This window comes from Arthrobacter sp. YC-RL1 (assembly GCF_001454985.1).
GTDB classification, from domain to species: domain Bacteria; phylum Actinomycetota; class Actinomycetes; order Actinomycetales; family Micrococcaceae; genus Glutamicibacter; species Glutamicibacter soli.
Genome location: NZ_CP013297.1, coordinates 401,044 through 424,719, shown reverse-complemented (window position 1 = coordinate 424,719; position 23,676 = coordinate 401,044). Strand labels below are relative to the sequence as shown.

The window sequence follows — 23,676 nt, the reverse complement described above, 5'->3', positions numbered from 1 at the left end:
GAAGTGGCGGGCCCGGCGACGGTCCCGCCACTTTGCACCACCACCACACTTTCATCGGCGGCTTCATGACTACCACGTTGTCCACACCTCGCACCAAGGGCAGGCTCTTGAGCTGGCAGCTGCTCCTGGGCATCATCGGTGTGCTCGTCCTCCTGGCGTTCTCCCTGTTCACCGGCGTGTACGACGTCTTCGGCGCGCAGGACGGCGCCGAGATGTTCGCCATCACCCGCATCCCGCGCACCATCGCCCTGGTGCTGGCCGGCGCGGCGATGGCGATGAGCGGGCTGGTCATGCAGCTGCTGACGCAGAACCGGTTCGTCGAGCCGACCACCACCGGCACCACCGAATGGGCGGGCCTGGGTTTGCTGGTGATGCTGGTGCTCTTCCCGCAGGCCTCCATCCTCTCCAAGATGGCAGTGGCGATCGTCTTCGCCTTCGCCGGCACCATGCTCTTTTTCCTCTTCCTGCGCCGCGTCTCGCTGAAGGCCTCGCTGACCGTGCCCATCGTGGGCATCATGCTTGGCTCGGTGGTCGGGGCGTTTTCCACGTTCCTGGCGCTGACCACCGACAAGCTGCAGTCCCTGGGCATCTGGCTGGCAGGCTCGTTCACCTCGGTGATCCGCGGGCAGTACGAGGTGCTGTGGATCGTGGCCGCCGTGGCCGTGGCGATCTTCATCGTCGCTGACCGCTTCACCGTGGCGGGCCTGGGCGAGGAGATCGCAACCAACGTGGGGCTGAACTACCGCAACGTCATGCTGCTGGGCACCGCGCTGATCGCGGTGGCCACCGGCGTGGTGACCGTGGTGATCGGCAACCTGCCGTTCCTGGGGCTGATCGTGCCGAACCTCGTGTCCATGGTGCGCGGCGACGACCTGCGCAGCAACCTGCCGTGGGTGTGCCTGCTGGGCATCGCGATCACCACCGTGTGCGACCTCGTGGGCCGCACCATCATCATGCCGTTCGAGATCCCGGTGTCGCTGATCCTGGGTGTGGTCGGCGCCGTCGTCTTCATCATCATGCTTCTAAGGCAGCGCAAACGTGGCTAATCTGATTTCACTGCCGGAACTTGCCGGCCACAACTCCTCCCGGGCCTCCGGCGCGATGCCCACCTCCAAGGTGCGCAAGCGCTACTGGATCACCCTGGGGATCATGATCGCCCTCGCGTTGGTCTTCGGCGCGGGGCTGCTGGCCTGGGACAACCCCATGCCGGTGGGCTCCGAGGGTTTCTGGATCATCGCGAAGATGCGCGCCGGAAGCATCCTGACCATGGCAGTGGTCGCCGCCTGCCAGGCGATCGCCACCGTCTCCTTCCAGACCGTCACCAACAACCGCCTGCTCACCCCGTCCATCATGGGCTTCGAGGCGCTGTACCGCGTGGTGCAGACCGGCGCGGTGTTCTTCCTCGGCGTCGCCGGCATCACCTTCTTCACCGGCGTCGGCCAGTTCGCGCTGCAGGTGGCGATCATGGTGGCCCTGTCCGTGGCGCTGTACGGCTGGCTGCTGTCCGGGAAGCTGGGCAATATCCAGATCATGCTGCTGGTGGGCATCATCATCGGCACCGGGCTCGGCTCGGTGGCGACATTCATGCAGCGCATGCTCACCCCGAGCGAGTTCGACGTGCTCACCGCACGCCTGTTCGGCTCCATGACCAATGCCGACATGAGCTACATGCCGCTGGCCATCCCGCTGCTCATCGTCGCCGGCGGCTACCTGGTGGCAAGCTCCAAGAAGCTGAACATCCTGGCCCTGGGCAAGGAAACCACCATCAACCTGGGCATCAACCATCGCCGCGAAGTCATGGTCACCCTGTTCTTCGTCTCCATCCTGATGGCTGTGAGCACCGCCCTGGTCGGCCCGCTGACCTTCCTGGGCTTCCTGGTCGCGACCCTGGCCTACCAGCTGGCCGACACCTACGATCACCGCTTCATCTACCCGATGGCCTTCCTGGCCGGCTTCGTGGTGCTGGCTGGGTCCTACTTCATCATGAAAAACGTCTTCTACGCCCAGGGCGTGGTCGGCATCATCATCGAAGCCGTCGGCGGCATTACATTCCTCATCTTCATCCTGCGAAAGGGCCGGCTGTGATTACCCTCAACGACGTCCAGAAGAAGTACTCCTCCGAGGTCTCGATCGGCCCGGTCACCCTGCAGATCCCCGCCGGCGGCATCACCGCGCTGGTCGGCCCGAACGGCGCCGGCAAGTCCACCATGCTGACCATGGTCGGACGCCTGCTGGGCATCGACTCGGGCAACATCGAGGTCGCCGGCTACGACGTCTCCAAGACCAATTCCAAGGACCTGGCGAAGATCGTCTCGATCCTGCGTCAGGAGAACCACTTCGTCACCCGCTTGACCGTGCGCCAGCTGGTGGGCTTCGGCCGCTACCCGCACTCCAAGGGCCGGCTGACCATGGCGGACGAGGAGATCATCTCCCGCTCGATCGACTTCCTGGACCTCTCCGAGCTGGAAGGCCGCTACCTGGACGAGCTTTCCGGCGGGCAGCGCCAGCGCGCCTACGTGGCGATGGTGCTGGCGCAGGACACCGACACCGTGCTGCTGGACGAGCCGCTGAATAACCTGGACATGAAGCACTCGGTCATCATGATGCGCCACCTCAAGCGCGCCGCCGCGGAGCTGAACCGCACCATCGTGATCGTGCTGCACGACATCAACTTCGCCGGGCACTACGCTGACTACATCTGCGCCATGAAGCAGGGCAAGGTCGTCGAGTTCGGCACCCCGGAGCGCATCATGGATGACGAGATCCTCACCGACGTCTTCGAGACCCCGGTGCGCGTGATCGCCGGGCCGGAGGGACCGCTGGCGGTGTACTACTGACGATCAATCCTCGAGGAGTCTGCGATAGCGTTCAATAAAGTTAGCCATCCCCGGAACGGTGTAGGCGATGAAGCTTCGTTGCGGCGAATAGATAATACCCTTGGTTATTAGCGAAGCCCTGACTGGCGCCAGCGCTTGCGGGGTTTTCGAGAGCCGGCTGGCAACGTCGGAGCTCCGTGAACCTGCGTCACCATCCAAGGCCATTGCCTTCATATAGTCTCGTTCCGCCGGGGTTGCCCGTTCCCAACGAGCAGGAAAGAAACCAGAATCAAGTTTCGCCCGACCTAGAGCAGTAGCAGCTTCGGCGTTCTGCGATGTGAACGGCGATGCCGTTGCCACCGTCCACATTGCACTACCGAATTCTTGCAAGAAATAAGGGTAGTTCCCTGCTTCGGCTACCAATATGTCGAGCGCCTCATCGGTATAAGTTTGCCCCATCTGGCGAGCTGGTCCTGCTAAGGATTCTCGTGCTGCTGCGTCATCGAGCTTTCCAATCCCCCGATATTCGAAGAGCCTTTCGGCATAGCTTCTTGAATCAGTCAGCTTTGTTGGCAGGTTAGGAAGTCCAGCGCCTATGACATAGAACGGAAGCTCTCTTTGCAAGGCAAAATGCTGGGCGGTGAGTAGCGATTCCAAGAGCTCACTGTCCAACTCTTGCATCTCATCAATGAAGATCATCAATGCGCTTCGCTCGTTTCGAAGCAAACGCGAAATGTCTTCGATGGTGTCCTGGAGGTCAAGATCGATTAATCCGCTTGACGCACGCGTTACGTCGCGTTCAATTCCCAGAGAGACCCCTTCAATGCCAAGGCTCACGGAAAACGAAGAAACGGTTCCAAGCATGCGTTTGACCAAGTCTTTCGATATCTGAGAGCGAAAGCGTGCGGAGATTTTCACAAAGCCTGCGGTCAATTCCCTGCGTGCAGCCTTGCCACCTGCATCGCCAGGCCTAGCCTCGAATTGAACAACATGAAAACGGTGATGCTCAGCGAGACTTCGAACTCGATTAAGCAGGACCGTCTTGCCAACGCCGCGCAACCCACTGAAAATAATGGGACGTACGGGTGAGAAACGTTTTGCTCGTGCGATGAGAGCGTCAAAAGCATCGATGTCACCGCTGCGACCAGCCAAAACCCTAGGCACCATCCCCGCGCCCGGATGATAAGGATTGAGCTCCGCTTCCATCATTCACATCCCTAGTATAAGAAAATATATACATGTATAACTTTTCACTATACTTCACTATATTTCCCTATACCCGAGCACCGAAGATACACGACGTCACCTTGTCGGGTTCCTTGCACAGGTGCGTGAACTGAGCATGGACCAGTATCAAAGCATCGAGGGCTTACACCATGACGAGACCCTTACCGATTTACCCAACGCCTCGAGTCGCTTCGTCCGTGAGTCCAGGTCACATACTTCAAGTCATGTTGCCACAACAGCCAACGGTATCTGCCACTACCGTCGGCCCTTCGATCGGCGCGCATTCAGCACCGGCGAGCACAAGAGCACGATCACCCCGGCGGCCGGCACCACCAGCAGGCCAGCGCGCAGCGAGAAGGCCTGCGCGATGAAGCCCACCAGCGGCGGGGAGAGCAGGAAACCCAGGCGCATCAGCCAGGAGACCACGCTCAGGCCCGTGCCCGGGGCCAGGCCCGGGATCTTGTCGGCCTGATCCATGGCCGCCGGCACCAGCATGGCCACCCCGAATCCGGCGGCAGCGAAACCCAGCAGGCTTCCGGGGATACTCGGGAAGGCCAGCGCCAGGCCCATGCCGCCGGCCACCAGCACCGCACCGAGCTGCGCGACGAGCCGCTGGCCGAAGCGGTGCACCAGACCATCACCCAGGATGCGGCCGATGAATTGGGCCCCGACCAGCGCGATATAGCCCGCGGCGGCCAGCGCGGACGGCGCGCCCAGGGACCCCAGGTACAGCGTGGCCCACGAGTTGCCCGCGTCCTCCACCATGATCCCGGCCGAGGCGATCAGCACCAGCGCCGCGATCGCCACCACGATGCGGGCGCGGGTGAAGACCCGCACCGGCCCGGCGTCGGCGGCCTGCTCCCCGACCGGTTCGACGGGCCCGCGCGCCGGCAGGCAGAACTTGAACGCGGTCAGCGCCACGGCGGCGAAAAGCAGCGCGGAAATCGTGAAGTGCGCGGCCAGCGGCAGGCCCAGCGCCATGGCTCCGGCCGCCATCAGGCCGCCGAGCACCGCGCCGACGGACCACAGCGCGTGGAAGGAGTTCAGGATCGGTCGGCCGTAGCGCCGCTGTACCTGCAGGCCGTGCGCGTTCTGCGCGACGTCGGTGATCGCGTCCATGGCCCCGCCGACGACGAAGGCCACCGCCACCAGGACCAGGCTTCCTGCCGAGCCTGCGCCCAGCACCGCCAGCCCGGTGGCCAGCGTGCCGAACACCGCGACCGCGGCCGATCCGAACCTCCGGATCAGCGATCCGGCGGCCAGCCCGGCGATGATCGCCCCGGTCGGCCAGGCGGCGACCAGCAGTCCGTAGGCCCCGGCGTCCAGCCCCAGCTGCGCCTTGAACTCGGGCAACCGCGGCGCCATGTTGGCGAACAATGCCCCGTTGGTCAAAAACAGCGCGGCGACGGCCCCGCGGGCACGGCGGTTCTCACGGGTGGGCGCGGCCGGTGCGTTCACTTGGCAAAGGGGGCGGCGCGACGCACCAGGTCCAGGGCGTTGGCCAGCGCGCCCTTGAGGGCGACATCCGCGCCCAGACTGGAGGCCGCCAGCTGCACAGCGGCCAGCTCGGGATCCTTGGCCAGCTCGCGGTGCGCGATGCACAGCACCGGGTCCAGGTATTCGGCCATGGCCCCGCACAAAACGATCCTTTCCAGCCCCAGGAATCCGGCGGTCACCGCAGCGATCCGGGCCAGCCGTTCGCCCAGTGACTCCAGGATTTCCCCGGCCAGCAAGTCCCCTGCGGCGGCCACGCGGAAAACCTGCCGCGCGTCCAGGCCCTCGCGGCGCAGGGTGCTCACGCGCCCATTTTCCAGTGCCTCCCGTGCTTCCTTGCGGGCCAGGTATCCCAGGCCCAGCGCGTTGCCGACCCCACTAACGTAGGACAGCGCGCGCATTTCCCCGGCAAAACCCTGGCCTCCGCGCAGCAGGGCACCGTCCACGACAATGCCCGCGCCCAAGCGTTCTCCGACCATCAGCGCAGCGAAGGAGCCACTGGCGCCGGCGCGCATTTCCGCGACCGCGGCCAGGTTCGCGTCGTTGTCCACCGCCAGCAGCTGGGCGTAGGGCTCCAGCGCTGTAATCCAATTCGGGTTCATCCGCTGCCAGAAGCCTTCAGGGTGTTCCGGCGAGCGCCCAGCGGAGTCCACGGGGGCGGGCACGGCGATGACCAGGGCGGCGAAGCGCTGCACTCCCAGACTGCCCAGGGTGCGCTGCAGCAACCCGATGACCGCTGTGATGCGTTGTTCGGCGCCGACCTCCGGATCGGTGCGGACCTCCTCGCGCAGCAGTTCAGCGCCGGTGAGGTCGGCCAGGGCCAGGGTGATGCGATGCTGGCCGGCGTCCAGGCCAGCGATCAGCCCAGAACTGTCGTCCAGTTCATAGCGCAGGGCAGGGCGTCCCTTGGAGTACTCGCCAGCACTGCGGGTGTCGGCGGCTTCGCGCAGCCATCCGGCGGCGACGAGCTCCTTGGCCTGGTTCAGCACGGTGGCGCGGGTGAGCCCGGTGGCTTCAATCAGCTCGCTGGCGGTTACCGGACCCTGGTCCCAGGCGGCATGCAGGATCTTTCGCGAGTTGCTCCGGCGCAGCTGGTGGGCGCCGGGTTGCTGGGCTATTGGTGCATCGCTGGAATTCACAATCTCGAGTATAGACTCGACTTTATTTAGATGCTAAATTTATATCCGATCAGCATGTGAACCACATCACCCCACCCGGAGGAGCCCATGAGCATACCAAGGCATTTCGGCCGCCGCACCTTCCTCGGCGCGCTGGCCAGCACCGTGGCGCTGGCCGGATTACCCGGGTGCAGTCCGGCCCAAGCGCGCTCCACCATCCGCTTCAACCAGTCCAAGCCGGAGGTCGTCACGCACTTCCGCACGCTGCTGGAGCAGTTCAACACCTCTCAGGACTCGATCACCGCGGTCCACGAAGTCACCGCGGGGCTCTCGGCGGCGTTCGCCCGCCAGGATCCGCCGGATCTGGGCTGTCTGAACTACAACTTCGAGATGGCCCGCTTCCAGGAGCGCGGCGCGCTCAGCGACCTGTCTGACCTGCCGCAGGTGAAGATGAACGCGCCGTTCATCGCGGAGTTGCTGGCCCTGTACCCGGACTACCCGGGTCGCACCTCGGTGCTGCCGTATTCGATGATGGGCGCCGCGGTGCTCTACAACAAGGAGATCTTCGCGCAGCACAATCTGCCGATCCCACAACGGTACTCGGAGCTCGTCGAGCTGTGCGAGCAGCTCAAGGACCTGGGCATCACCCCGATCTATTCCACCTTTAAGGACGCGTGGACCGCCAGCCAGGGCTTGGCCGACTATTCGCTGGGTGGCGCGGTGGACATCGGTGCGTTGTTCGCCGCGTTGCGCGAGGCCGGGGCGGATTTCACCCCGGGCTCAGAGCTCTCCTTTTCCGCCTTCTTCGCCGAACCGCTCACCCGGATGCAGCAGTTGGCCCGATACTCCAACGAGGATGCGACCAGCCGCGGTTACGGCGATGGCAACCTCGCCTTCGCCCAGGGCAAGGCAGCGATGTACCTACAGGGCCCCTGGGCGCTGCCGGAAATCGCCAAGAGCAACCCGGACGCGTCCATCGGCACGTTCCCGCTGCCGATGACCGAGGACCCGGCGGACCTGAAGGTCCGCGCCAACATCGATTTGGCCCTATGGATCCCGGAGCAGTCCGAGCACCAGCAGGAGGCCCGGGCCCTGTTGGAGTTCCTGTGCCAGCCCGAAATCCAGAACGCCTACAACGAGCTTGCCCTGGGCTTCGGGGTGCGCAGCGACTCCCCGCCGGCTACCGACGAGCGCCTGGCGCAGATGCAACCGTACATTGATGCCGGCCGCATCTACCAGGGCGTGTCCACCGCCATCCCGCGCACCATCCCCTTCGAGAACTACATGCAGTCGGTGGCCACCGGCGGCAACGTGCACCAGACCCTGGCCACCCTCGACGCCGACTGGGCCCGGCTGGCCCGACGCAGTTAGGAACGCACCATGGCACTAATTGAATCCCCGGTCAGCGCGCCTCCGGCCGCAGCGCCCCGCCCGCCCCGCCCGGCCCGTCCGCGACGCCGGCCCAGCATGCACCTGCTGTTCCTGCTGCCCGCTCTGGCCTGCTTCACGCTGGCGATTACCGTGCCGGCGATCATGGGCATCTTCTTCAGCTTCACCGATTCGGTGGGCTTCGGCGAGTTCGAGATGGTGGGGCTGCGCAACTACGCGGCTCTGGTCACGGATCCCGCTGTGCTCGGCGCTTACGCCTTCACCATCGGCTTCTCGCTGATCACGGTGCTGTTGACCAACGCCCTGGCCTTCCTACTGGCACTAGGGCTGACCGCGCAGATCCGCGCCCGAGTGGTGCTGCGCACCGTGTTCGTCATGCCCATGGTGATCTCCGGCATCGTAATCGCCTACGTGTTCAACTTCCTGTTCTCCAACACGCTGCCCGCCGCCGGCCAGGCGATGGGACTGGAAACGCTGGGCAGCTCGATCCTGGCCAACCCGGATCTGGCATGGATCTCGATCGTCATCGTCACCGCTTGGCAGGCGATCCCCTCGGCCATGCTGATATACATCGCCGGGCTCATGGCGATCCCCTACGACCTCTACGAGGCCTCCGCGCTGGACGGCGCCGGTGCCGTGGGCCAGCTGCGCCACGTCACCTTGCCGTTAATGGCCGGGTATATCGGCATCAACATGATCCTGGGGTTCAAGAACTTCCTCGCCGCGTATGACATCATCGTCGGCCTGACCAATGGCGGCCCGGGTGTTGCCACCCGCTCCATCGCGATGACGATCTTCACCGGGTTCGAACGCGGCGACTACGCCTACCAAATGGCCAACGCCACCGTCTTCTTCCTCATCTCGCTGCTGATCGCGCTCATCCAGCTGCGCCTGACCTCCAAGGAGTCCAAGTGAGTACCCTGCAACAGCGGTTGACCCGTCCCTCCCGCGCCCGCATCGGCCGCGAGAAGACCAACTGGCCAGCCACCGCCATACTGGCCGCCTGCGCCTTCAGTGTGTTGATGCCGCTGTTCGTCACCGTCTCCATGGCGTTCAAGTCCGCCGGGCAGGCAGTGGACGGCAAAGCCTTCTCCTGGCCCGACCCGTTCTCCGTGGAGGGCTTCACCGCGGCCTGGGAGCTGGTGAACTTCCCGCGGGCATTCACCATTTCCTTGTTCATCACGCTGATCTCCGTCTGCGGCGGGGTGCTGGTGGCCTCCATGGCCTCCTACGCGATCCACCGCAACTGGAACCGCAAGTTCTACCGCTATAGCTTCTACTACCTGCTCGGCGCGATGTTCCTGCCCTTCCCGGTGCTGGCCCTGTCCCAGGTCAAGCTCACCGGCCTGGCTGGCCTGGACAACCCCTTCGGCGTGGCGATCCTGCACGTGATGTTCGGGCTGTCCTTCAACGTGCTGCTGTTCACCGCATTCATGCGCGGGCTGCCCGCCGAGCTGGAGGAAAGCGCCCGCATGGACGGGGCCAGCACCTGGACCGCGTTCTGGCGCATCATCTTCCCGCTGATCGCCCCGATGAGCGCGACCGTCGCGATCTTCGCCTTCCTAGGCTCCTGGAACGACTTCATGATGCCCTCGCTGATCATCGCGGAACAGGCCAACCAGACCCTGCCGGTGGTCCAGCAGCTATTCCAGACCCAGTTCTCCAACAACTACCACGTCTCGTTCGCCTCCTACCTGCTGGCGATGGCTCCGAGCATCATCGCCTACCTCTTCACCCAGCGCTGGGTCATGTCAGGCCTGACCCAGGGCGCAATCAAGTAAAGGAAAACCCATGACCATGCAGGAAACCGAAAAGCACTCCACCATCGACGCCAGTTGGTGGCGCCAGGCCGCCGTCTACCAGATCTACCCGCGCAGCTTCGCGGACTCCAACGCCGATTCCCTGGGCGACCTGCCTGGCATCACCTCGCGCGTGCCCTACCTCAAGGAGCTGGGCATCGACGCGGTCTGGCTCTCCCCCTTCTACCCCTCGGCACTGGCCGACGGCGGCTACGACGTTGACGACTACCGCAACGTCGACCCGCGGCTGGGCTCCTTGGAGGACTTCGACGCGATGGCCGCCGCCCTGCACCAAGCCGGCATCAAGGTGATCGTGGACATCGTGCCGAACCACTCCTCCAACCGCCACAAGTGGTTCCAGGCCGCGCTGGCCTCCCCCAAGGGCTCGCCGGAACGCGAACGCTACATCTTCCGCGACGGGCTGGGGGCCAACGGGGAACTACCGCCAGCGGACTGGGAATCGGTCTTCGGCGGCCCCGCGTGGGCACCGGTGGGCGACGGTCAGTGGTACCTGCACCTGTTCGCCCCCGAACAGCCGGACTTCAACTGGGCGAACCCTGAGGTCCGGGAGGACTTCCTCACCACTCTGCGCTTCTGGTCGGACCGCGGGGTGGACGGCTTCCGCGTGGACGTCGCCCACGCGCTGACCAAGGACATCGCCGAGCGCGACCTGCCCACCAAGGCGCAGCTGGACGCCATGCCGTGGGACGGAAGCCACCCGATCTGGGATCGCGACGAGGTGCACGAGATCTACGCCGAATGGCGCGCGCTGTTCAATGAGTACACCCCACCACGCATCGCCGTGGCCGAGGCCTGGACCGACGCGGAACGCCGCCCGGCCTATGCCCGCTCCACCTCGCTGGGCCAGGCGTTCAACTTCGACCTGCTGCAGGCCGACTTCCTCCCCGAGGCCTTCAAGAACATCATCACCTTCAACCTCGACCAGGCCGCGGCTGCAGGGTCCTCCACCACCTGGGTTTATTCGAACCACGACGTGGTCCGCCATGCCACCCGCTACGCACTGGAACCCGCCGGCGATCCGGAGGCCGCCCGCAAGTGGCTGTTCCGGGGCGCCGATGCCTCGGTGGCGGACACCGCGCTGGGCCTGCGCCGCGCCCGCGCCGCCACCTTGCTGCAGCTGGCTTTGCCCGGCAGCGCCTACCTCTACCAGGGCGAGGAGCTCGGCCTGCCGGAGGTGCACGAGATCGCCGACGAGCAGCGTCAGGATCCCACCTTCTTCCGCAACCGCGACGTGGACCTGGGGCGCGACGGCTGCCGCGTACCGCTGCCATGGGCAACTACCGGAAGCTCGCTGGGCTTTGGCGGCGGCGGGACGCACCTGCCGCAGCCGGCCGTGTTCGCAGGCCTGTCGGTCGCCGCCCAAGACGGGGTGCCCGGCAGCACCCTGGAGCTCTACCGTTCCGCACTGGCGCTGCGCCGCGAGCTGCAAAGCGGCGAATCGCTGGCCTGGCTGCCCTCCGCACCGGGGGTGCTGGCATTCAGCCGCCCGAACGGCTGGATCTGCATCACCAACTTCAGCGCCGAGCCGCAGCAACTACCCTCCGCGCCCTTGCTGGCTAGCGGGGAGCTGGTGGACGGCAGGCTGCCGGCTGCCACCACCGCGTGGCTGCGCGGCTAAGCGACTGACAGGGCGCCGGGACCTCGAGGGTTCCGGCGCCCTTCGCGCTATTCCTGCCAGCGACGCCCTTCGCGGCCGGAAACCCAGGCAAAAATTCGGCGCAGCACGATGTTTTCCAGGTCGTCCTTGGGTATCTGGCGCCACCCGGGCCGTGACAGATAGGCCTCGATCTTCGCCAGTGCCCGGTCGTACTCGGCGCGCGCGAAGACCAGCTCCTGCGGCATGAGTTCCAGCGGATCCCCGGGCACAGACTCCTCTGGTTCCTCGGGCTCGTCGTCATCAGCCGCCCAGTGCGGCCGCGACCATGTCACTTGCTCCGGGCCGAGGTCCAGATCGACCGCCAGATTACCGCATCCCAGATCGCCGCAGGCGCAGCAGACGTGGAGTTCGATTTCGCTCCCGCTCATCCGGTCATCACGACGACTGAAGTCCGCGCGGTAGGTCGCAAGCGTCTCCTTCAGCGGCCTGCGCAGAAATCTCCGGGCAAAGGGCGACACCCCCCCAGGCGCGCTCCGGGTCGTCGATCTCCTCCAGGCTGCGCCCGTCGACCACGAGTTCTGCGCATTGTTCGCGCACGTTCCACCGCACGTCGATCCGGTTCATTCGCCCTCCCGAAGCCAGCCGCGGTACGGCCACCGCCAACGTTGTTCCATGGGCTCCAGCATATTCGCTGTCAAGAATCGTCGCTTCAACAGCAAAACCCAATCAAGTGATTGACATCACGTGGCGGCGTGCGGTGTACTGGGGGTCAATCGATCGATTGGGAGCGGCATGCAACTGGGACAGATCCACAAGGCGGCGGTGTCCTGCTTTGCGCGGCAGGGGTTCGCGGCCACCGGGATCCGGGAGCTGGGCGCCGCGGTCGGGCTGAATTCGGCGACCCTCTACCACTACGTCGGCGGCAAGCAGGAGCTGCTGCTGGGCGTGATCCGCAACTGCCTGGACGCGATGATCGACGGCGCGCAGGACGCCATCGAGGACGCCGACCCCGCGCAACGGCTGGCCGCGCTGGTCGCCTTCCACGTCGGCTTCACTGCCACCAACCCGCAGACTGCGCGCGTGGCCGAATACGAGATGCGTTCGCTGTCCGGCGAGCACCGCGCTGCCATGCAGGCCCTGCGCGACGAATACGAGCAGCTGTTCACCGACGCGCTGGCCGACGGCGAGCGCGCGGGCCTGTTCCACGCCCCGGATGCGGGCATGGCACGGCTGGCCATCATGGAGATGGGCACCGGCGTGGCGCACTGGTACCGCCCCGGCGGGCGGCTGCCGCTGGCCCAGGTGCAGCTGAACTTCATCCAGATGGCCCTGCGCATCCTGGCGGCCGACCCGGCCGTCCCCGAAGAGCTGCCGGTTCCCGCCCGGCTGGACAGCGAACCGCACGACCCCGAAGGAGCACGATGAAGACCCTGCCCACGCACGTTGACGCGGATTCCGAGGATTTCGCCCGCCGCCGCGGCGAGTACAAGCCGCTGGTCGACGAGCTCCATGAGCGCCTGGCCCGGGCCGCGCGCGGCGGCTCGGAGAAGTCGCGCCAACGCCACGTGGAGCGCGGCAAGCTGCTGCCCCGCGACCGGGTGGACCGGCTGCTGGATGACGGCTCGCCCTTCCTGGAGGTCGCGCCGCTGGCCGCGGAGGACATGTACGACGGGGCCAGCCCGGGCGCGGGAATGATCGCCGGCATCGGGCTGGTGCACGGCCGGCACGTGATGGTGGTGGCGAACGACCCCACCGTCAAGGGCGGCACCTACTTCCCGATGACCGTGAAGAAGCACCTGCGCGCGCAGGAGATCGCGCTGGAGAACAGGCTGCCCTGCGTGTACCTGGTGGATTCGGGCGGCGCCTTCCTGCCGATGCAGGACGAGGTGTTCCCGGACCGCGAGCACTTCGGGCGCATCTTCTACAACCAGGCGAACCTCTCCGCGGCCAAGATCCCGCAGCTGGCGGCGGTGCTCGGCTCCTGCACCGCCGGCGGCGCCTACGTGCCGGCGATGAGCGACGAGACGGTGATCGTGCGCAACCAGGGCACCATCTTCCTGGGTGGCCCGCCGCTGGTGAAGGCCGCGATCGGCGAGGTGGTCACCGCACAGGAGCTCGGCGGCGGCGAGCTGCACGCCAAGACCTCCGGGGTGGTGGACCACCTGGCGGAGAACGACGAGCACGCTCTGCAGATCCTGCGCGACATCATCTGCACCCTGCCCGAGCCGGAGCCCCGGAGCGCCGTGTACGCCGAGCCGCTCTACGACGCGGCCGAGCTGGCGGGCATCGTCCCGGTGGACGTCAACACCCCCTACGAGGTGCGCGAGGTGATCGCCCGGCTGGTGGACGGCAGCGGGTTCCACGAGTTCAAGGCCGAGTACGGCACCACCCTGGTCACCGGGTTCGCGACCCTGTACGGGCACCGCGTGGGCATCATCGCGAACAACGGGGTGCTGTTCTCCGAGTCGGCGCTCAAGGGCGCGCACTTCATCCAGCTGTGCGACCAGCGCGGCATCCCGCTGGTGTTCCTGCAGAACCTCGCAGGGTTCATGGTGGGCCGCGACTACGAGGCGGACGGCATCGCCAAGCACGGGGCGAAGATGGTCACCGCGGTGGCCACCGCCCGGGTGCCCAAGTTCACCGTGGTCATCGGCGGCTCCTTCGGCGCCGGCAACTACTCCATGTGCGGTCGCGCCTACTCCCCGCGCTTCCTGTGGATGTGGCCGGCCGCGCGCATCTCCGTGATGGGCGGGGCGCAGGCCTCCAGCGTGCTGGCGACCGTCAAGCGCGACGGGCTGGAAGCCGCCGGGCAGGACTGGCCCGCCCAGGACGAGGAGGCCTTCAAGGCGCCGATCCGCGAGCAGTACGAAACCCAGGGCAGCCCCTGGTACTCCACCGCCCGGCTGTGGGACGACGGGGTCATCGCCCCGGCCGACACCCGCCGCGTGCTCGGCCTGGCGCTGGACGCCTGCGCCGGGCAGCTGCCGGACACCACCTTCGGCCTGTTCAGGATGTGACCATGTTCAACACAGTACTTGTCGCCAACCGCGGGGAGATCGCCGTGCGCGTGATCCGCACCCTGCGCGCGCTGGGCATCCGCTCGGCCGCCGTCTACTCCGACGCCGATGCCGGCTCCCCGCACGTGGCGGCCGCCGACGTGGCGGTGCGCCTGGGCCCCGCCCCGGCCGCCCAGAGCTACCTCGACATCGACGCGATCCTGTCCGCCTGCCGGGCCGTGGGCGCGCAGGCGGTGCACCCGGGCTACGGCTTCCTCTCGGAGAACGTGGACTTCGCCCGCGCCCTTGAGGCCGTCGGCATCACCTTCATCGGCCCGCCGGTTCACGCCATCAACCTGATGGGCGACAAGATCCGCGCGAAGAACCACGTCGCCGCCCACCGGGTGCCGACCACCCCGGGCATCGCCGAACCCGGGCTCGACGACGCCGCGCTGTCCGCCGCCGCGGCGGGCGTCGGCTACCCGCTGCTGATCAAGCCCTCGGCCGGCGGCGGCGGCAAGGGCATGGTGGCGGTCCACTCCCCCGAGGCCCTGCCCGAGGCGCTGGCCAGCGCCCGGCGCACCGCTGCCTCGGCGTTCGGCGACGACACCCTGTTCCTGGAGCGCCTGGTCCCCAGCCCCCGGCACATCGAGGTGCAGGTCCTGGCCGACGCCCACGGCACCGTCCTGCACCTGGGCGAACGCGAATGCTCGCTGCAGCGCCGGCACCAGAAGGTCATCGAGGAGGCGCCCTCCCCGCTGGTTGGCCCCGGGCTGCGGCAGAAGCTGGGCGCCGCGGCGGTCGCGGCCGCCGCCTCGGTGGGCTACGTCGGGGCCGGCACCGTCGAGTTCCTGCTCAGCGACGCGAACCCGGACGAGTTCTACTTCATGGAGATGAACACCCGGCTGCAGGTCGAGCACCCGGTCACCGAGCAGGTGGTGCGCGTGCGCGGGCAGAAGCTGGACCTGGTCGCCTGGCAGGTGCGCATCGCCGCCGGCCAGCGGCTGGACTTCAACCAGGAGGAGGTCGGCCTGCAGGGGCACGCGATCGAGGCGCGGCTCTACGCGGAGGACCCGGCCGCCGGGTTCCTGCCCTCCGTCGGCACCGTGGAAAAGCTGCGGCTGCCCGGCGCCGTGCGCGTGGACGCCGCGCTGCGCGAGGGCCAGCAGATCAGCCCGCACTACGACCCGATGCTCGCCAAGGTGATCGCCGACGGGCCCGACCGCGCCGCCGCGCTGCGCGCCCTGGACCGGGCGCTGGCGCACACCGTGGTGCTGGGCGTGAAAACCAACATCGAGTACCTGCGCCTGCTGCTGGCCGACCCCGACGTCGTCGCCGGCAAGCTGGACACCACGCTGATCGAGCGCCGCAGCTTCGAGTTCCGCCGGCCCGGTCCGGCGCAGCTCGCGCTCGCCGCGCACCTGCTCAGCCCGGCGCCCGGCACCGGCCCCTGGGCGGCCGACGGCTGGCGGCCCGGCGCCCCGGCACCGCGGCGGATGCAGCTGGAGGCCGGGGACCGGGTGCACGAGGTGTCGCTGTCCGCCGGCACAGCGGTGGTGGACGGCGAGGCCCACGAGCTGCTCGACACCCCCAACGGCGTGCAGCTGGACGGGCAGCTGGCCGACATCTCCTGGGCGCGCGAGGGCGACACCCTCTGGCTGGGTTCCGAGGGCTGGAGCACCGCGGTGCGCCGCCTGGGCCGGCGCGAGCAGATCCGCCAGGCCCAAGCCGACGCGACCGTCTGCCCGCATGTCACCTCCCCCATGCCCGGCACCGTGATCGCGGTGAAGGCGGCCGACGGCGACGCGGTCGCCGCCGGGCAGGTGCTGCTGATCGTGGAGGCGATGAAGATGGAGCACCAGCTGGCCTCGCCGGCCGACGGGATCGTGCGCATGCCCGCGCTGAAGCCCGGCGACCTGGTCACCACCAAGCAGACCCTTGCCACCATCGAGCCGAGCGCCGATGATGAGCATACGCGAAAGGACGAAAATGGCTAACCGCATCGTGCAGCGCGGGCTGTACCTGGACGAACTGAACGTGGGCGAGCTCTACGAGCACCGGCCCGGCCGCACGATCACCGAGTCGGACAACGTGCTGTTCACGACGCTGACCATGAACAACCAGGGGCTGCATCTGGACGCTGCCTGGGCTGCCACGCAGCCCTTCGGCAAGCCGCTGGTCAACTCGCTGTTCACGCTGGGCACCATGATCGGCCAGTCGGTGCCGCAGCTGACCGAGGGCACCATCATCGGCCAGCTGGGGCTGGACGCGGTCAGCTTCCCCCACCCGGTGTTCCACGGGGACACCCTGTACACCGAAACCGAAATCGTCGAGGTCCGCCCCTCGAAATCCCGCCCCGGCCAGGGCATCGCCACCATGCGGCACACCGGGCGCAACCAGGACGGGGTGGTCGTCGCGACCGCCACCCGCACCTGCCTGATGTGGACCAAGGCCGCCCACGAGGCGGCACTGAGCAAGGAGGAGCAATGAAACTCGGACCTGCGATCCTGTTCTGCCCGGCCGACCGGCCCGACCGCTACGCCAAGGCCGCCGACCGCGCCGACACCGTCATCCTGGACCTGGAGGACGCCGTCGCCCCGGAGCACAAGGAGTCCGCCCGGCAGGCGGTGCTTGAGAGCTCGCTGGACCCCGAACGCACCATCGTGCGCGTGAACCCGTTCGACACCAACTACATCGTCGCCGATCTGCGCGCGGTCAAGCAGGCCGGGTACACCCGGATCATGCTGCCCAAGTGCGAATCCGCCGAGCAGGTGCTGAAGCTGGATCCCTTCGAGGTCATCGCGCTGTGCGAAACCGCCCGCGGCATCAACGCCGCCGCGCAGATTGCGGCGGCCGCCAACGTCTCCGCGCTCATGTGGGGCGCCGAGGACCTGACCGCCTCGCTGGGCGGCACCTCATCGCGCCACCCCGACGGCAGCTACCGGGACGTCTCCCGCTTCGCCCGCGCGCAGGTGCTGCTGCAGGCCGCAGCGCACGGCAAGGGATCCATCGACTCGGTCTACCTGGACATCGCGGACCTGGACGGGCTGCGGGTCGAGGCCGCCGACGCCGCTGCCAGCGGCTTCACCGCCAAGGCCAGCATCCATCCCAGCCAGATGCAGGTCATCCGCGATGCCTTCGCCCCGTCCGAACAACAGGTGGCAAGGGCGCGGCGCCTTCTCGATGCCGCCGCGCAGCACGCCGGGGTCTTCACATTCGAAGGGCAGATGGTCGACGAGCCGCTGCTACGCCAAGCCCGGGCCGTCGTGGAAGGTGAAAAGTGACGGCCTGTTAAGCACACCGGGACAGCGAGTCCAGAAACGTCCGCTGACATGCGGTGAAAAGAGTTTGGCTACCGAAGATGCCCGCGCCTAGCGTTGAAGCTGCACTGCCTGGACAGGCCATGCGGTGCAGAGATCCAAAAAAGTAATTCATGTCTTCCACTCGCAAGCCCGGCTATGACACGCTGGTCTTTTTCTGGTTCGCCATCGTGCTCTGGGTTCTTGGCATTGCTTCCATGAGTGCCCAGCCTTACTTCTTGCTGATTGGTGCAATCACCGTCAACTCATGGGGACTAACCGTGCTATCCATGGCGGGCATCGGCTTCTTCCTGCTGGCCGGAGTCTTCTCCATCGTGGTTGTGCACAAGATCATCGCGATGCTGGTCTATCTGGTCCACGGCAAGCCGTAGGTACCCCGGATGCAAAAATATCGGCACCGGAGTTAGCCTCCGATGCCGATATTTCTTGCGGCCTGAATTAGGCGATGGCGAGTGCCTGCGCTTCGGCATGCAGCTTCTTGTTTCCGTAGTGCACGGCGAAGAACCACGCCACACCGGTCATGATGTGGATGAGGCTCAGGGTGATGGCGGTGGCGACGTCGGCGGAATTCATGATCGGGAAGGCGATCGACGCCACGGCGATGATCAGGCCGATCCACTGGGCCACCTTGGTGATGCCCTTCTTGGCGCGGCCGAGCAGGAACACCACGAAGCCAAGGACAATCACCGAAGCCCAGGTGTAACCCAGAACCTGGGCGAAGTGCACGACATCGTGCGAAGTTTCACCGATCTGCATGGAGGCTCCGGCCGAGCCGCCGATGAAAAAGATGATGACGTTGAGGTACCCAGCGCCGAGCGCGGCGATCGCTACCTGGATGAAGTTGAATGGGCTATTTGGGGTTCCCTGCGGGGCCATTGACGTTCCCTAAGATATCGTTGACAGTTCTCAACGATTCTATAGTCGAACACATCCAGCCAAAACCCTTGGGCCGGGTGACTTCTACAACACCCGTCCCGCACAGAAATATCCGCAAATTGACACGCCCCCAGAACGTGCCAAGCCCAATCACCCTGCCATGGCTCGCTCGTTGGCCCTCCTGTTGGAGTTGTTCACCGCGATGTACCAGCTGGCGCCGACGATCACGTGCATGACGGCGACCGCAACCGCGCTTCCTGCATCTTCGGCGAAGAACAGTTGCGTCACGGCCGAGAGGAGCAGTAGGGCAAGCCCGATCACCTGGGCGACGCGGCAGAAGCCCGGACGGCCGCGTGCGATGAGGAAGGTCAAGAAGCCGAGCACCACGATCGGAGGCACGGTGAACCGGATGACGTGGATGAAATCGAGGTTTCGGAACATCCCGTCGGAGAATTTCATGGATGCCCCGGCGGCCTCCGCGATGAAGAACGTGAGCACGCTCAGGGCCATGGCGCCAAAGGCGGCGATCAACACCTGGACGAAGTTAAACGGCATTTTGAATTTGACGTCAGCTTGCATGGCTGGACATCTCCTTTGATGTGAAAAACCGAATACCCGTTCTTTCACTGTACGCCCGAAAACAACCTTTGAACCCGACGATTTTACGGCTCGCAGTTTCGATCGCCCGAGATGCGCTCAGGCCTCGGCGATGGTCACTTTCAGCTTTCCGGATTTCCAGAGCTGGGTCGCTTCGGCGGCCCAGGCCAAGGCGCGTTTCGACTCGGCAGGCGTGAGGAAGTGCGTGTTGATGTGAAGCCGCTGCTCGGGGTCCACGCTCTTGGGCAGCAGCACCATGGGCCTGCTGCCTTCGACCTTGACTGCATGGAACAAGCCGCAGTGGCGCCCGATGTGGTGCACCGTGCAGTAGAGGTCGCCGCGGTCGATGTCCGTCCGGCCTCCCTTTTCCCATGCGTCCAAATGGTCGAGTTCGCAGCGTTCGGCGGGCATGGTGCACCCCGGGAAGGCGCAGCCGCGTCGTGCGGTGCGCAGGGCCTTGGCCTGGCTCTTGGAAAACAGCCGCTGCGAGCGACCGAGGTTGAGGATCCGGTCGCGCCCGTTCAGCACCACCGGGTAGATGCCGGCATTGCAGACCGCGGCCCTGGCTTCGCCTGCGGAAATCGGCTTGCCCGTGATGGTCACCGCGAAGTCCTGCCCCGTTTCGACCATCTTGTCGTAGTCGATGATGATGCCGACCTCGGCGGCGGCACCTTGGCGCTTTCCGGTACCGGTGGATTTGAGCGTCGCGAGCAGGCCCATCAGGTGGCGAAGTTCGGGACGCATGTCCTCGAACGGGACCAGCAGCTCGGCGGCCGCGGAGGCCGCCGGCGGTTCATCCCCGGCAGCTTCTCCGCCGGGTTCCGGCTGCGACTGCGTGGATTCGGCGGCATCGGGGTCGTCGGGGTCGTCGGGGCCCGGGTCTTCGTGGTCCGGGTCCTCCGCCTCGGCAGCGGCGGCTTCCGGGTCCTGCGCCCAGTCGGGCATGGTCTCGGAGTTGTCCCAGTCGTCCGGGTCGCCGTTTTCGGCGGCGAGATCCTCGGCGGCCTGGCGGTGGAGGTCCTCGCGGTTGCCGGCCTCGGTTTTGGGGTTGTCCACCTTGCGCAGGTGCGCGTCGAGGACCTCGGCCTGCGAGGGCAGCATGCGCAGCAGGTAGTTTTCCAGCCCCTTGCGGCGGCCGAGCTTGAACAGGCCGATCTCCGAGAGCAGCGCGCCCAGCGGCCGCTTGCCGGATTTGAGCTGGTGGATCAGGTCGGCGACGTGCTTGCGGGCGGTTGCGGGTTGTTCGCGGATCAGCGCGACGGCCTCGGCCTGGATGCCGGCGCGGGCCCGCTCCCCGGCGGGGCCGGGGCCGAAGTCCTTCTGGGCGCCGTGGATCAGGCGGGAGGCGGAAAGCACCAGGCGCGGGTCGGAGCGCGGGGCGGTGAATTCGGCGGCCAGCTGAGGCAGCAGCGGCTGCGCGCGGTGGCCGGCGGTGGTGACCTGGGCGATGAGGCAGTCGGTCTGGGCCAGGCGGTCGCGGGCGGTGCCCAGCGGGATGCCCAGCCAGTTGTGCAGCAGCCCGGCGGTGTTCTTGTAGGGGGTGCGGCCCATGGTGGTGCGCCCGGCAGCGCGGGCGAGGTCCTCGGCGGAGGGGTGCTCGCTGGCGTCAGCGATTACCTGAAAGGAGTCGGCGTCCAGCTGGTGGGCGCCGGTGCGGCGCAGCAGGTCGGCGGCGAAGAGCTGGGCGCGGGCGAACTCCTGGCCCAGCTGTTCGACAAGCAGCGCGAAGTAGGCGGCGTGGCCGGCGGGGAGGTCCGCGTCGGCCACGTCCGCCCAGGCCGCGGCGATGAGGCTGCGGGCCTCGGCCAGTTTCCCGACCGCTTCGGTGCTTGTGGAGGTCTGCATGTCCCCAGCGTGCGGCGGGCGCCGGGAGGGCCGGCCGCCGCAGCTGCGGATTGTGGATTACTTCGAGGCGCCGATTGCCCAGACGCGCGGCAGCTGCGTGCCGTTGACCGCGAGGTCGCCGATCAGCCGCGCCTTGAACACCCACGGATTGTGGTTGCCGGCGGTGCGGGCGTTGCGCCAGTGGCGGTCGAGGTTCTTGGACACGCTGGTGGCGGAGGCGGCCAGCGCGTCGAAGGCGTGGGTGAGCGCGGTGAGCACCAGCGGGGTCAGCACCACCTGACCCTGGGCGGAGGCGAGCTCGGCCGCGTCGTTGGCGGCCTCGTCCTCCTGGATCGAGCCGCCGGAGTGCAGCGCGATCGCCGACTCGTAGGCGCCCTGCAGGGCGTGGGAGACGCGTTCCACGGTGGCCGCCGCGGCGAAGGCGGCCGCGGAGACCTCGCCGATGACCTGCAGCAGCTGCGGATCCTGCCCGGCGATGTTGGCCGCGGCGTGGCTGAAGGTGCGCTTGCGGGCCGCCAGCTGCGCGGCGAACTCGCGTTCGGCGGCCTTGGCGGAGCCGGCGAGCACCGCCAGCAGCACCTGCTGGTAGAACGCGGTCTGGTACTTGAAGCGGGTGTCGAACTCGATCAGCTCCTCCACCGCCGCGCCGGTGAACGTGGAGGTGCCGGTGCCGGTGGTGCGCTGGCCGAAGCCGTCCCAGTCCTCGGCCAGGGCCACACCCGGCTGGTGGCGGCGGACGGCGGCGATGACGCGGGTTTTGGTGTCGGTGCGCTGCGCGTAGGTGTCCAGCCAGTCGGCGAAGATCGAGCCGGTGGAGTAGTACTTGGCGCCGGTGATGCTGAAGCCGCCGGCCCCGTCCGGGCTGACCTTGGTGATCACCTCGCCCACCTTCACGGCGCCGACCTCGGTCCAGGAGTTGCCGACCAGCTCGCCGGCGGCGAAGCGGGCCAGCCAGGTGTCGCGGCCGGGGCCCGGGGCGGCGACCAGCCGGTCCTCCACGAACGCGAAGTGCGCGCGCAGCGCCTGGGCGATGTTGGAGTCGGCCGCGGCCAGCTCGGTGAGCAGCTCGAACAGTTCGGGCAGGGTGGCGCCGGCTCCGCCGTGGGAGACGGGCACGCGGATCGCGCCGAAGCCGGCGGCGGCGAGGTCGGCGACCTCGCGGTAGGGCAGGGCGCCGGTGCGGTCGCGCTCGGCGGCGCCGTCGGCGATGGCCTGGAAGTGCGGGGCGAAGCGTTCGCGCAGCCCGGCCAGACGGGATGTGGACAGGGCGATCATCTGGTGTTCCAATCGGTGTTGCAGGCAGGGTGGCGTAGGCGTCCAGTGTCTAGGTGTACAGCGAGAGCGGCTGCGATTCGCCGCGCAGGAAGTAGGCGCCGACCTCGATCTTCTTGTAGTCCACCGGGTCGTGCAGCGAGTGCGTGCGCACGTTGCGCCAGAACAGGTCAAGCCCGACGTTGCTCTTGGTGGAGGAGGATCCGGTGACCTCGAAGATGCGGTTGGCGACCTCCACGCCGGCCTCGCTGGCCACGACCTTCAGCTCCGCGATCGCCACCGCCAACTCGGCGCGCTGCGGCTGGCTGACTGCCCCGCCCAGCACCTGATCGAAGCGGCGGCCCAGCTTCTCCGCCAGCGCGGCCACCGCGGCAGTGCGGGCCTTCAGCTCCCCCACGGTGCGCTGGAAGACGACGTCCTGCGAATAGGTTTCGGCCTGCGAGAGGAACCAGGCGTTGGTGCGCCCCAGCAGGATCTGCCGGCCCCGCGCCAGCGCGCCCTCCGCGATGCCCAGGTAGAAGTTCGCGAAGGCCAGCTGGATGCCCGGGGTGAGCAGGGTGGCCACCGGCTCGTCGGTGACCGGGCCCAGCACGTCGGACGGCTCGATGCGCACGTTGCGGTACACCAGCGAGTTCGAGGCGCTCAGCCGCTGGCCCAGATAGTCCCAGTCGTCGACGATGCGCAGTCCTTCGGCCTCGCGCGGGACCACGAAGGCCAGCAGCTCGCCGCTGCCTTCGACCTCCGCGTTGACGACGATGACCTCGCCCACCCCGGAGCCGGTGGAGAAGCGCTTGGCCCCGTTCAGCCGGTAGCCATCGCCCTCGCGGGTCAGCACCAGGTTCGGGTCCACCGGGTTGACCGAGTCGCCCCACAGCCAGCTTCCCTCCACGGTGCGCCGCCACCAGTCGGCCTGCGCCTCTGCCGGGGCGTAGAACGCGATGGAGGACTGGTTGATGTAGTGGTAGGCCAGCAGCTGGGAGATCGACCCGTCGGCGGCGGCCAGGATGCGGATGACCTCGAAGGCGGTCTCGAAGTGCCCGCCGGCGCCGCCGAACTCGGCCGGGACCAGCAGCTCCAGCAGCCCTGCCTCGCGCAGCAGCTTCACCTCGGCGAAGGGCTGCTTGTTGGCGCGGTCGCGGGCCAGCGCGTCGGCGGCCAGGGTGCCGGCAACCTGGCGGGCGACGGCGCGCCAGCGCTCCAGTTCGGCCTCGCTGGCGGTGCCGGTGTACGGGACGCGGGGCAATGCGGTGACGGTCATGATCGGGCTCCTTGGAATTGGACTTCCGAGGGATACCGGGACGCGGCCCGG

At 67.2% G+C, this 23,676-nt stretch carries 23 protein-coding genes; 13 read left to right on the top strand and 10 right to left on the bottom strand.

The annotated features are described in order from the left end of the window. The first annotated feature begins 65 nt into the window (after positions 1-65). The 3 genes from ATC04_RS01935 to ATC04_RS01925 are packed head-to-tail and all read left to right on the top strand — an operon-like array spanning position 66 to position 2,837. A complete protein-coding gene (locus tag ATC04_RS01935) occupies positions 66-1,046 on the top strand; it encodes an iron chelate uptake ABC transporter family permease subunit (RefSeq protein ID WP_060617053.1) in 981 nt (326 codons plus the stop codon). Positions 1,047-1,101: 55 nt separating this feature from the next. Continuing rightward, positions 1,102-2,085: an iron chelate uptake ABC transporter family permease subunit gene (locus tag ATC04_RS01930; RefSeq protein ID WP_152666941.1), complete on the top strand. Its 984-nt coding sequence runs from the start codon at positions 1,102-1,104 to the stop codon at positions 2,083-2,085. Continuing rightward, positions 2,082-2,837 carry an ATP-binding cassette domain-containing protein gene (locus ATC04_RS01925; protein WP_047120359.1) on the top strand — a complete coding sequence of 252 codons (756 nt, stop codon included), beginning with the start codon at positions 2,082-2,084 and terminating at the stop codon, positions 2,835-2,837. The genes ATC04_RS01930 and ATC04_RS01925 overlap by 4 nt, the downstream gene beginning before the upstream one ends. 3 nt (positions 2,838-2,840) lie before the next feature. On the opposite strand, the gene ATC04_RS01920 is transcribed toward ATC04_RS01925, so the two are convergent. The 3 genes from ATC04_RS01920 to ATC04_RS01910 form a co-directional block, all read right to left on the bottom strand. Then, positions 2,841-4,025: an ATP-binding protein gene (locus ATC04_RS01920; RefSeq protein ID WP_231735879.1), complete on the bottom strand. Its 1,185-nt coding sequence runs from the start codon at positions 4,023-4,025 to the stop codon at positions 2,841-2,843. Positions 4,026-4,298: 273 nt separating this feature from the next. Continuing rightward, positions 4,299-5,501: an MFS transporter gene (locus ATC04_RS01915; RefSeq protein ID WP_047120360.1), complete on the bottom strand. Its 1,203-nt coding sequence runs from the start codon at positions 5,499-5,501 to the stop codon at positions 4,299-4,301. Beyond that, entirely contained in the window at positions 5,498-6,676 is a 1,179-nt protein-coding gene (locus tag ATC04_RS01910) for an ROK family transcriptional regulator (protein WP_052772536.1), read from the bottom strand. Before ATC04_RS01910 ends, ATC04_RS01915 begins: the two co-directional genes overlap by 4 nt. A gap of 87 nt (positions 6,677-6,763) precedes the next feature. Here ATC04_RS01910 and ATC04_RS01905 point away from each other — a divergent pair, with 87 nt between their 5' ends. From ATC04_RS01905 to ATC04_RS01890, 4 genes are all read left to right on the top strand, one after another. Further along, positions 6,764-8,026: an ABC transporter substrate-binding protein gene (locus ATC04_RS01905; RefSeq protein WP_047120361.1), complete on the top strand. Its 1,263-nt coding sequence runs from the start codon at positions 6,764-6,766 to the stop codon at positions 8,024-8,026. A 96-nt stretch (positions 8,027-8,122) separates the two neighbouring features. Further along, complete coding sequence (locus ATC04_RS01900; RefSeq protein ID WP_152666943.1) at positions 8,123-8,959, top strand: sugar ABC transporter permease; 837 nt, start codon at positions 8,123-8,125, stop codon at positions 8,957-8,959. Between the two features lie 5 nt (positions 8,960-8,964). Then, positions 8,965-9,825: a carbohydrate ABC transporter permease gene (locus tag ATC04_RS01895; RefSeq protein WP_052772596.1), complete on the top strand. Its 861-nt coding sequence runs from the start codon at positions 8,965-8,967 to the stop codon at positions 9,823-9,825. Between the two features lie 10 nt (positions 9,826-9,835). After that, on the top strand, positions 9,836-11,482 hold the full coding sequence (locus ATC04_RS01890) for a glycoside hydrolase family 13 protein (RefSeq protein ID WP_047120364.1): 1,647 nt from the start codon (positions 9,836-9,838) through the stop codon (positions 11,480-11,482). Between the two features lie 47 nt (positions 11,483-11,529). On the opposite strand, the gene ATC04_RS01885 is transcribed toward ATC04_RS01890, so the two are convergent. Both ATC04_RS01885 and ATC04_RS01880 read right to left on the bottom strand, forming a co-directional pair. Next, entirely contained in the window at positions 11,530-11,889 is a 360-nt protein-coding gene (locus tag ATC04_RS01885; protein WP_047120365.1) for a hypothetical protein, read from the bottom strand. 7 nt (positions 11,890-11,896) lie between these two features. After that, positions 11,897-12,085, bottom strand: a complete 189-nt coding sequence (locus ATC04_RS01880) for a hypothetical protein (RefSeq protein WP_157359270.1) — start codon at positions 12,083-12,085, stop codon at positions 11,897-11,899. 168 nt (positions 12,086-12,253) lie between these two features. Between ATC04_RS01880 and ATC04_RS01875 the strand changes: the two genes are divergently transcribed. From ATC04_RS01875 to ATC04_RS01850, 6 genes are all read left to right on the top strand, one after another. Then, positions 12,254-12,886 carry a TetR/AcrR family transcriptional regulator gene (locus tag ATC04_RS01875; RefSeq protein WP_047120367.1) on the top strand — a complete coding sequence of 211 codons (633 nt, stop codon included), beginning with the start codon at positions 12,254-12,256 and terminating at the stop codon, positions 12,884-12,886. Further along, positions 12,883-14,478, top strand: coding sequence for a carboxyl transferase domain-containing protein (locus ATC04_RS01870; RefSeq protein WP_047120368.1), 1,596 nt, complete (start codon positions 12,883-12,885; stop codon positions 14,476-14,478). Before ATC04_RS01875 ends, ATC04_RS01870 begins: the two co-directional genes overlap by 4 nt. Before the next feature lie 2 nt (positions 14,479-14,480). After that, positions 14,481-16,454, top strand: coding sequence for a biotin carboxylase N-terminal domain-containing protein (locus tag ATC04_RS01865; protein WP_047120369.1), 1,974 nt, complete (start codon positions 14,481-14,483; stop codon positions 16,452-16,454). Continuing rightward, positions 16,447-16,947 (top strand): MaoC family dehydratase, encoded by a 501-nt coding sequence (locus tag ATC04_RS01860; protein ID WP_047120370.1) that lies wholly within the window; start codon positions 16,447-16,449, stop codon positions 16,945-16,947. Before ATC04_RS01865 ends, ATC04_RS01860 begins: the two co-directional genes overlap by 8 nt. Then, positions 16,944-17,741, top strand: coding sequence for a CoA ester lyase (locus ATC04_RS01855; protein WP_047120371.1), 798 nt, complete (start codon positions 16,944-16,946; stop codon positions 17,739-17,741). Before ATC04_RS01860 ends, ATC04_RS01855 begins: the two co-directional genes overlap by 4 nt. Positions 17,742-17,890: 149 nt before the next feature. Next, positions 17,891-18,148, top strand: a complete 258-nt coding sequence (locus tag ATC04_RS01850; RefSeq protein ID WP_047120372.1) for a hypothetical protein — start codon at positions 17,891-17,893, stop codon at positions 18,146-18,148. A 67-nt stretch (positions 18,149-18,215) separates the two neighbouring features. Here ATC04_RS01850 and ATC04_RS01845 read toward each other — a convergent pair whose 3' ends face one another. From ATC04_RS01845 to ATC04_RS01825, 5 genes are all read right to left on the bottom strand, one after another. After that, positions 18,216-18,653 carry a DUF6069 family protein gene (locus tag ATC04_RS01845; protein WP_047120373.1) on the bottom strand — a complete coding sequence of 146 codons (438 nt, stop codon included), beginning with the start codon at positions 18,651-18,653 and terminating at the stop codon, positions 18,216-18,218. 150 nt (positions 18,654-18,803) lie between these two features. After that, positions 18,804-19,232 carry a DUF6069 family protein gene (locus ATC04_RS01840; RefSeq protein WP_047120374.1) on the bottom strand — a complete coding sequence of 143 codons (429 nt, stop codon included), beginning with the start codon at positions 19,230-19,232 and terminating at the stop codon, positions 18,804-18,806. A 117-nt stretch (positions 19,233-19,349) separates the two neighbouring features. Next, positions 19,350-21,095: an HNH endonuclease signature motif containing protein gene (locus ATC04_RS01835; protein ID WP_060616986.1), complete on the bottom strand. Its 1,746-nt coding sequence runs from the start codon at positions 21,093-21,095 to the stop codon at positions 19,350-19,352. A 57-nt stretch (positions 21,096-21,152) separates the two neighbouring features. Next, positions 21,153-22,370, bottom strand: coding sequence for an acyl-CoA dehydrogenase family protein (locus ATC04_RS01830; RefSeq protein ID WP_047120376.1), 1,218 nt, complete (start codon positions 22,368-22,370; stop codon positions 21,153-21,155). Positions 22,371-22,419: 49 nt separating this feature from the next. Beyond that, positions 22,420-23,625 (bottom strand): acyl-CoA dehydrogenase family protein, encoded by a 1,206-nt coding sequence (locus ATC04_RS01825; protein WP_197413504.1) that lies wholly within the window; start codon positions 23,623-23,625, stop codon positions 22,420-22,422. Positions 23,626-23,676: the final 51 nt, after the last annotated feature.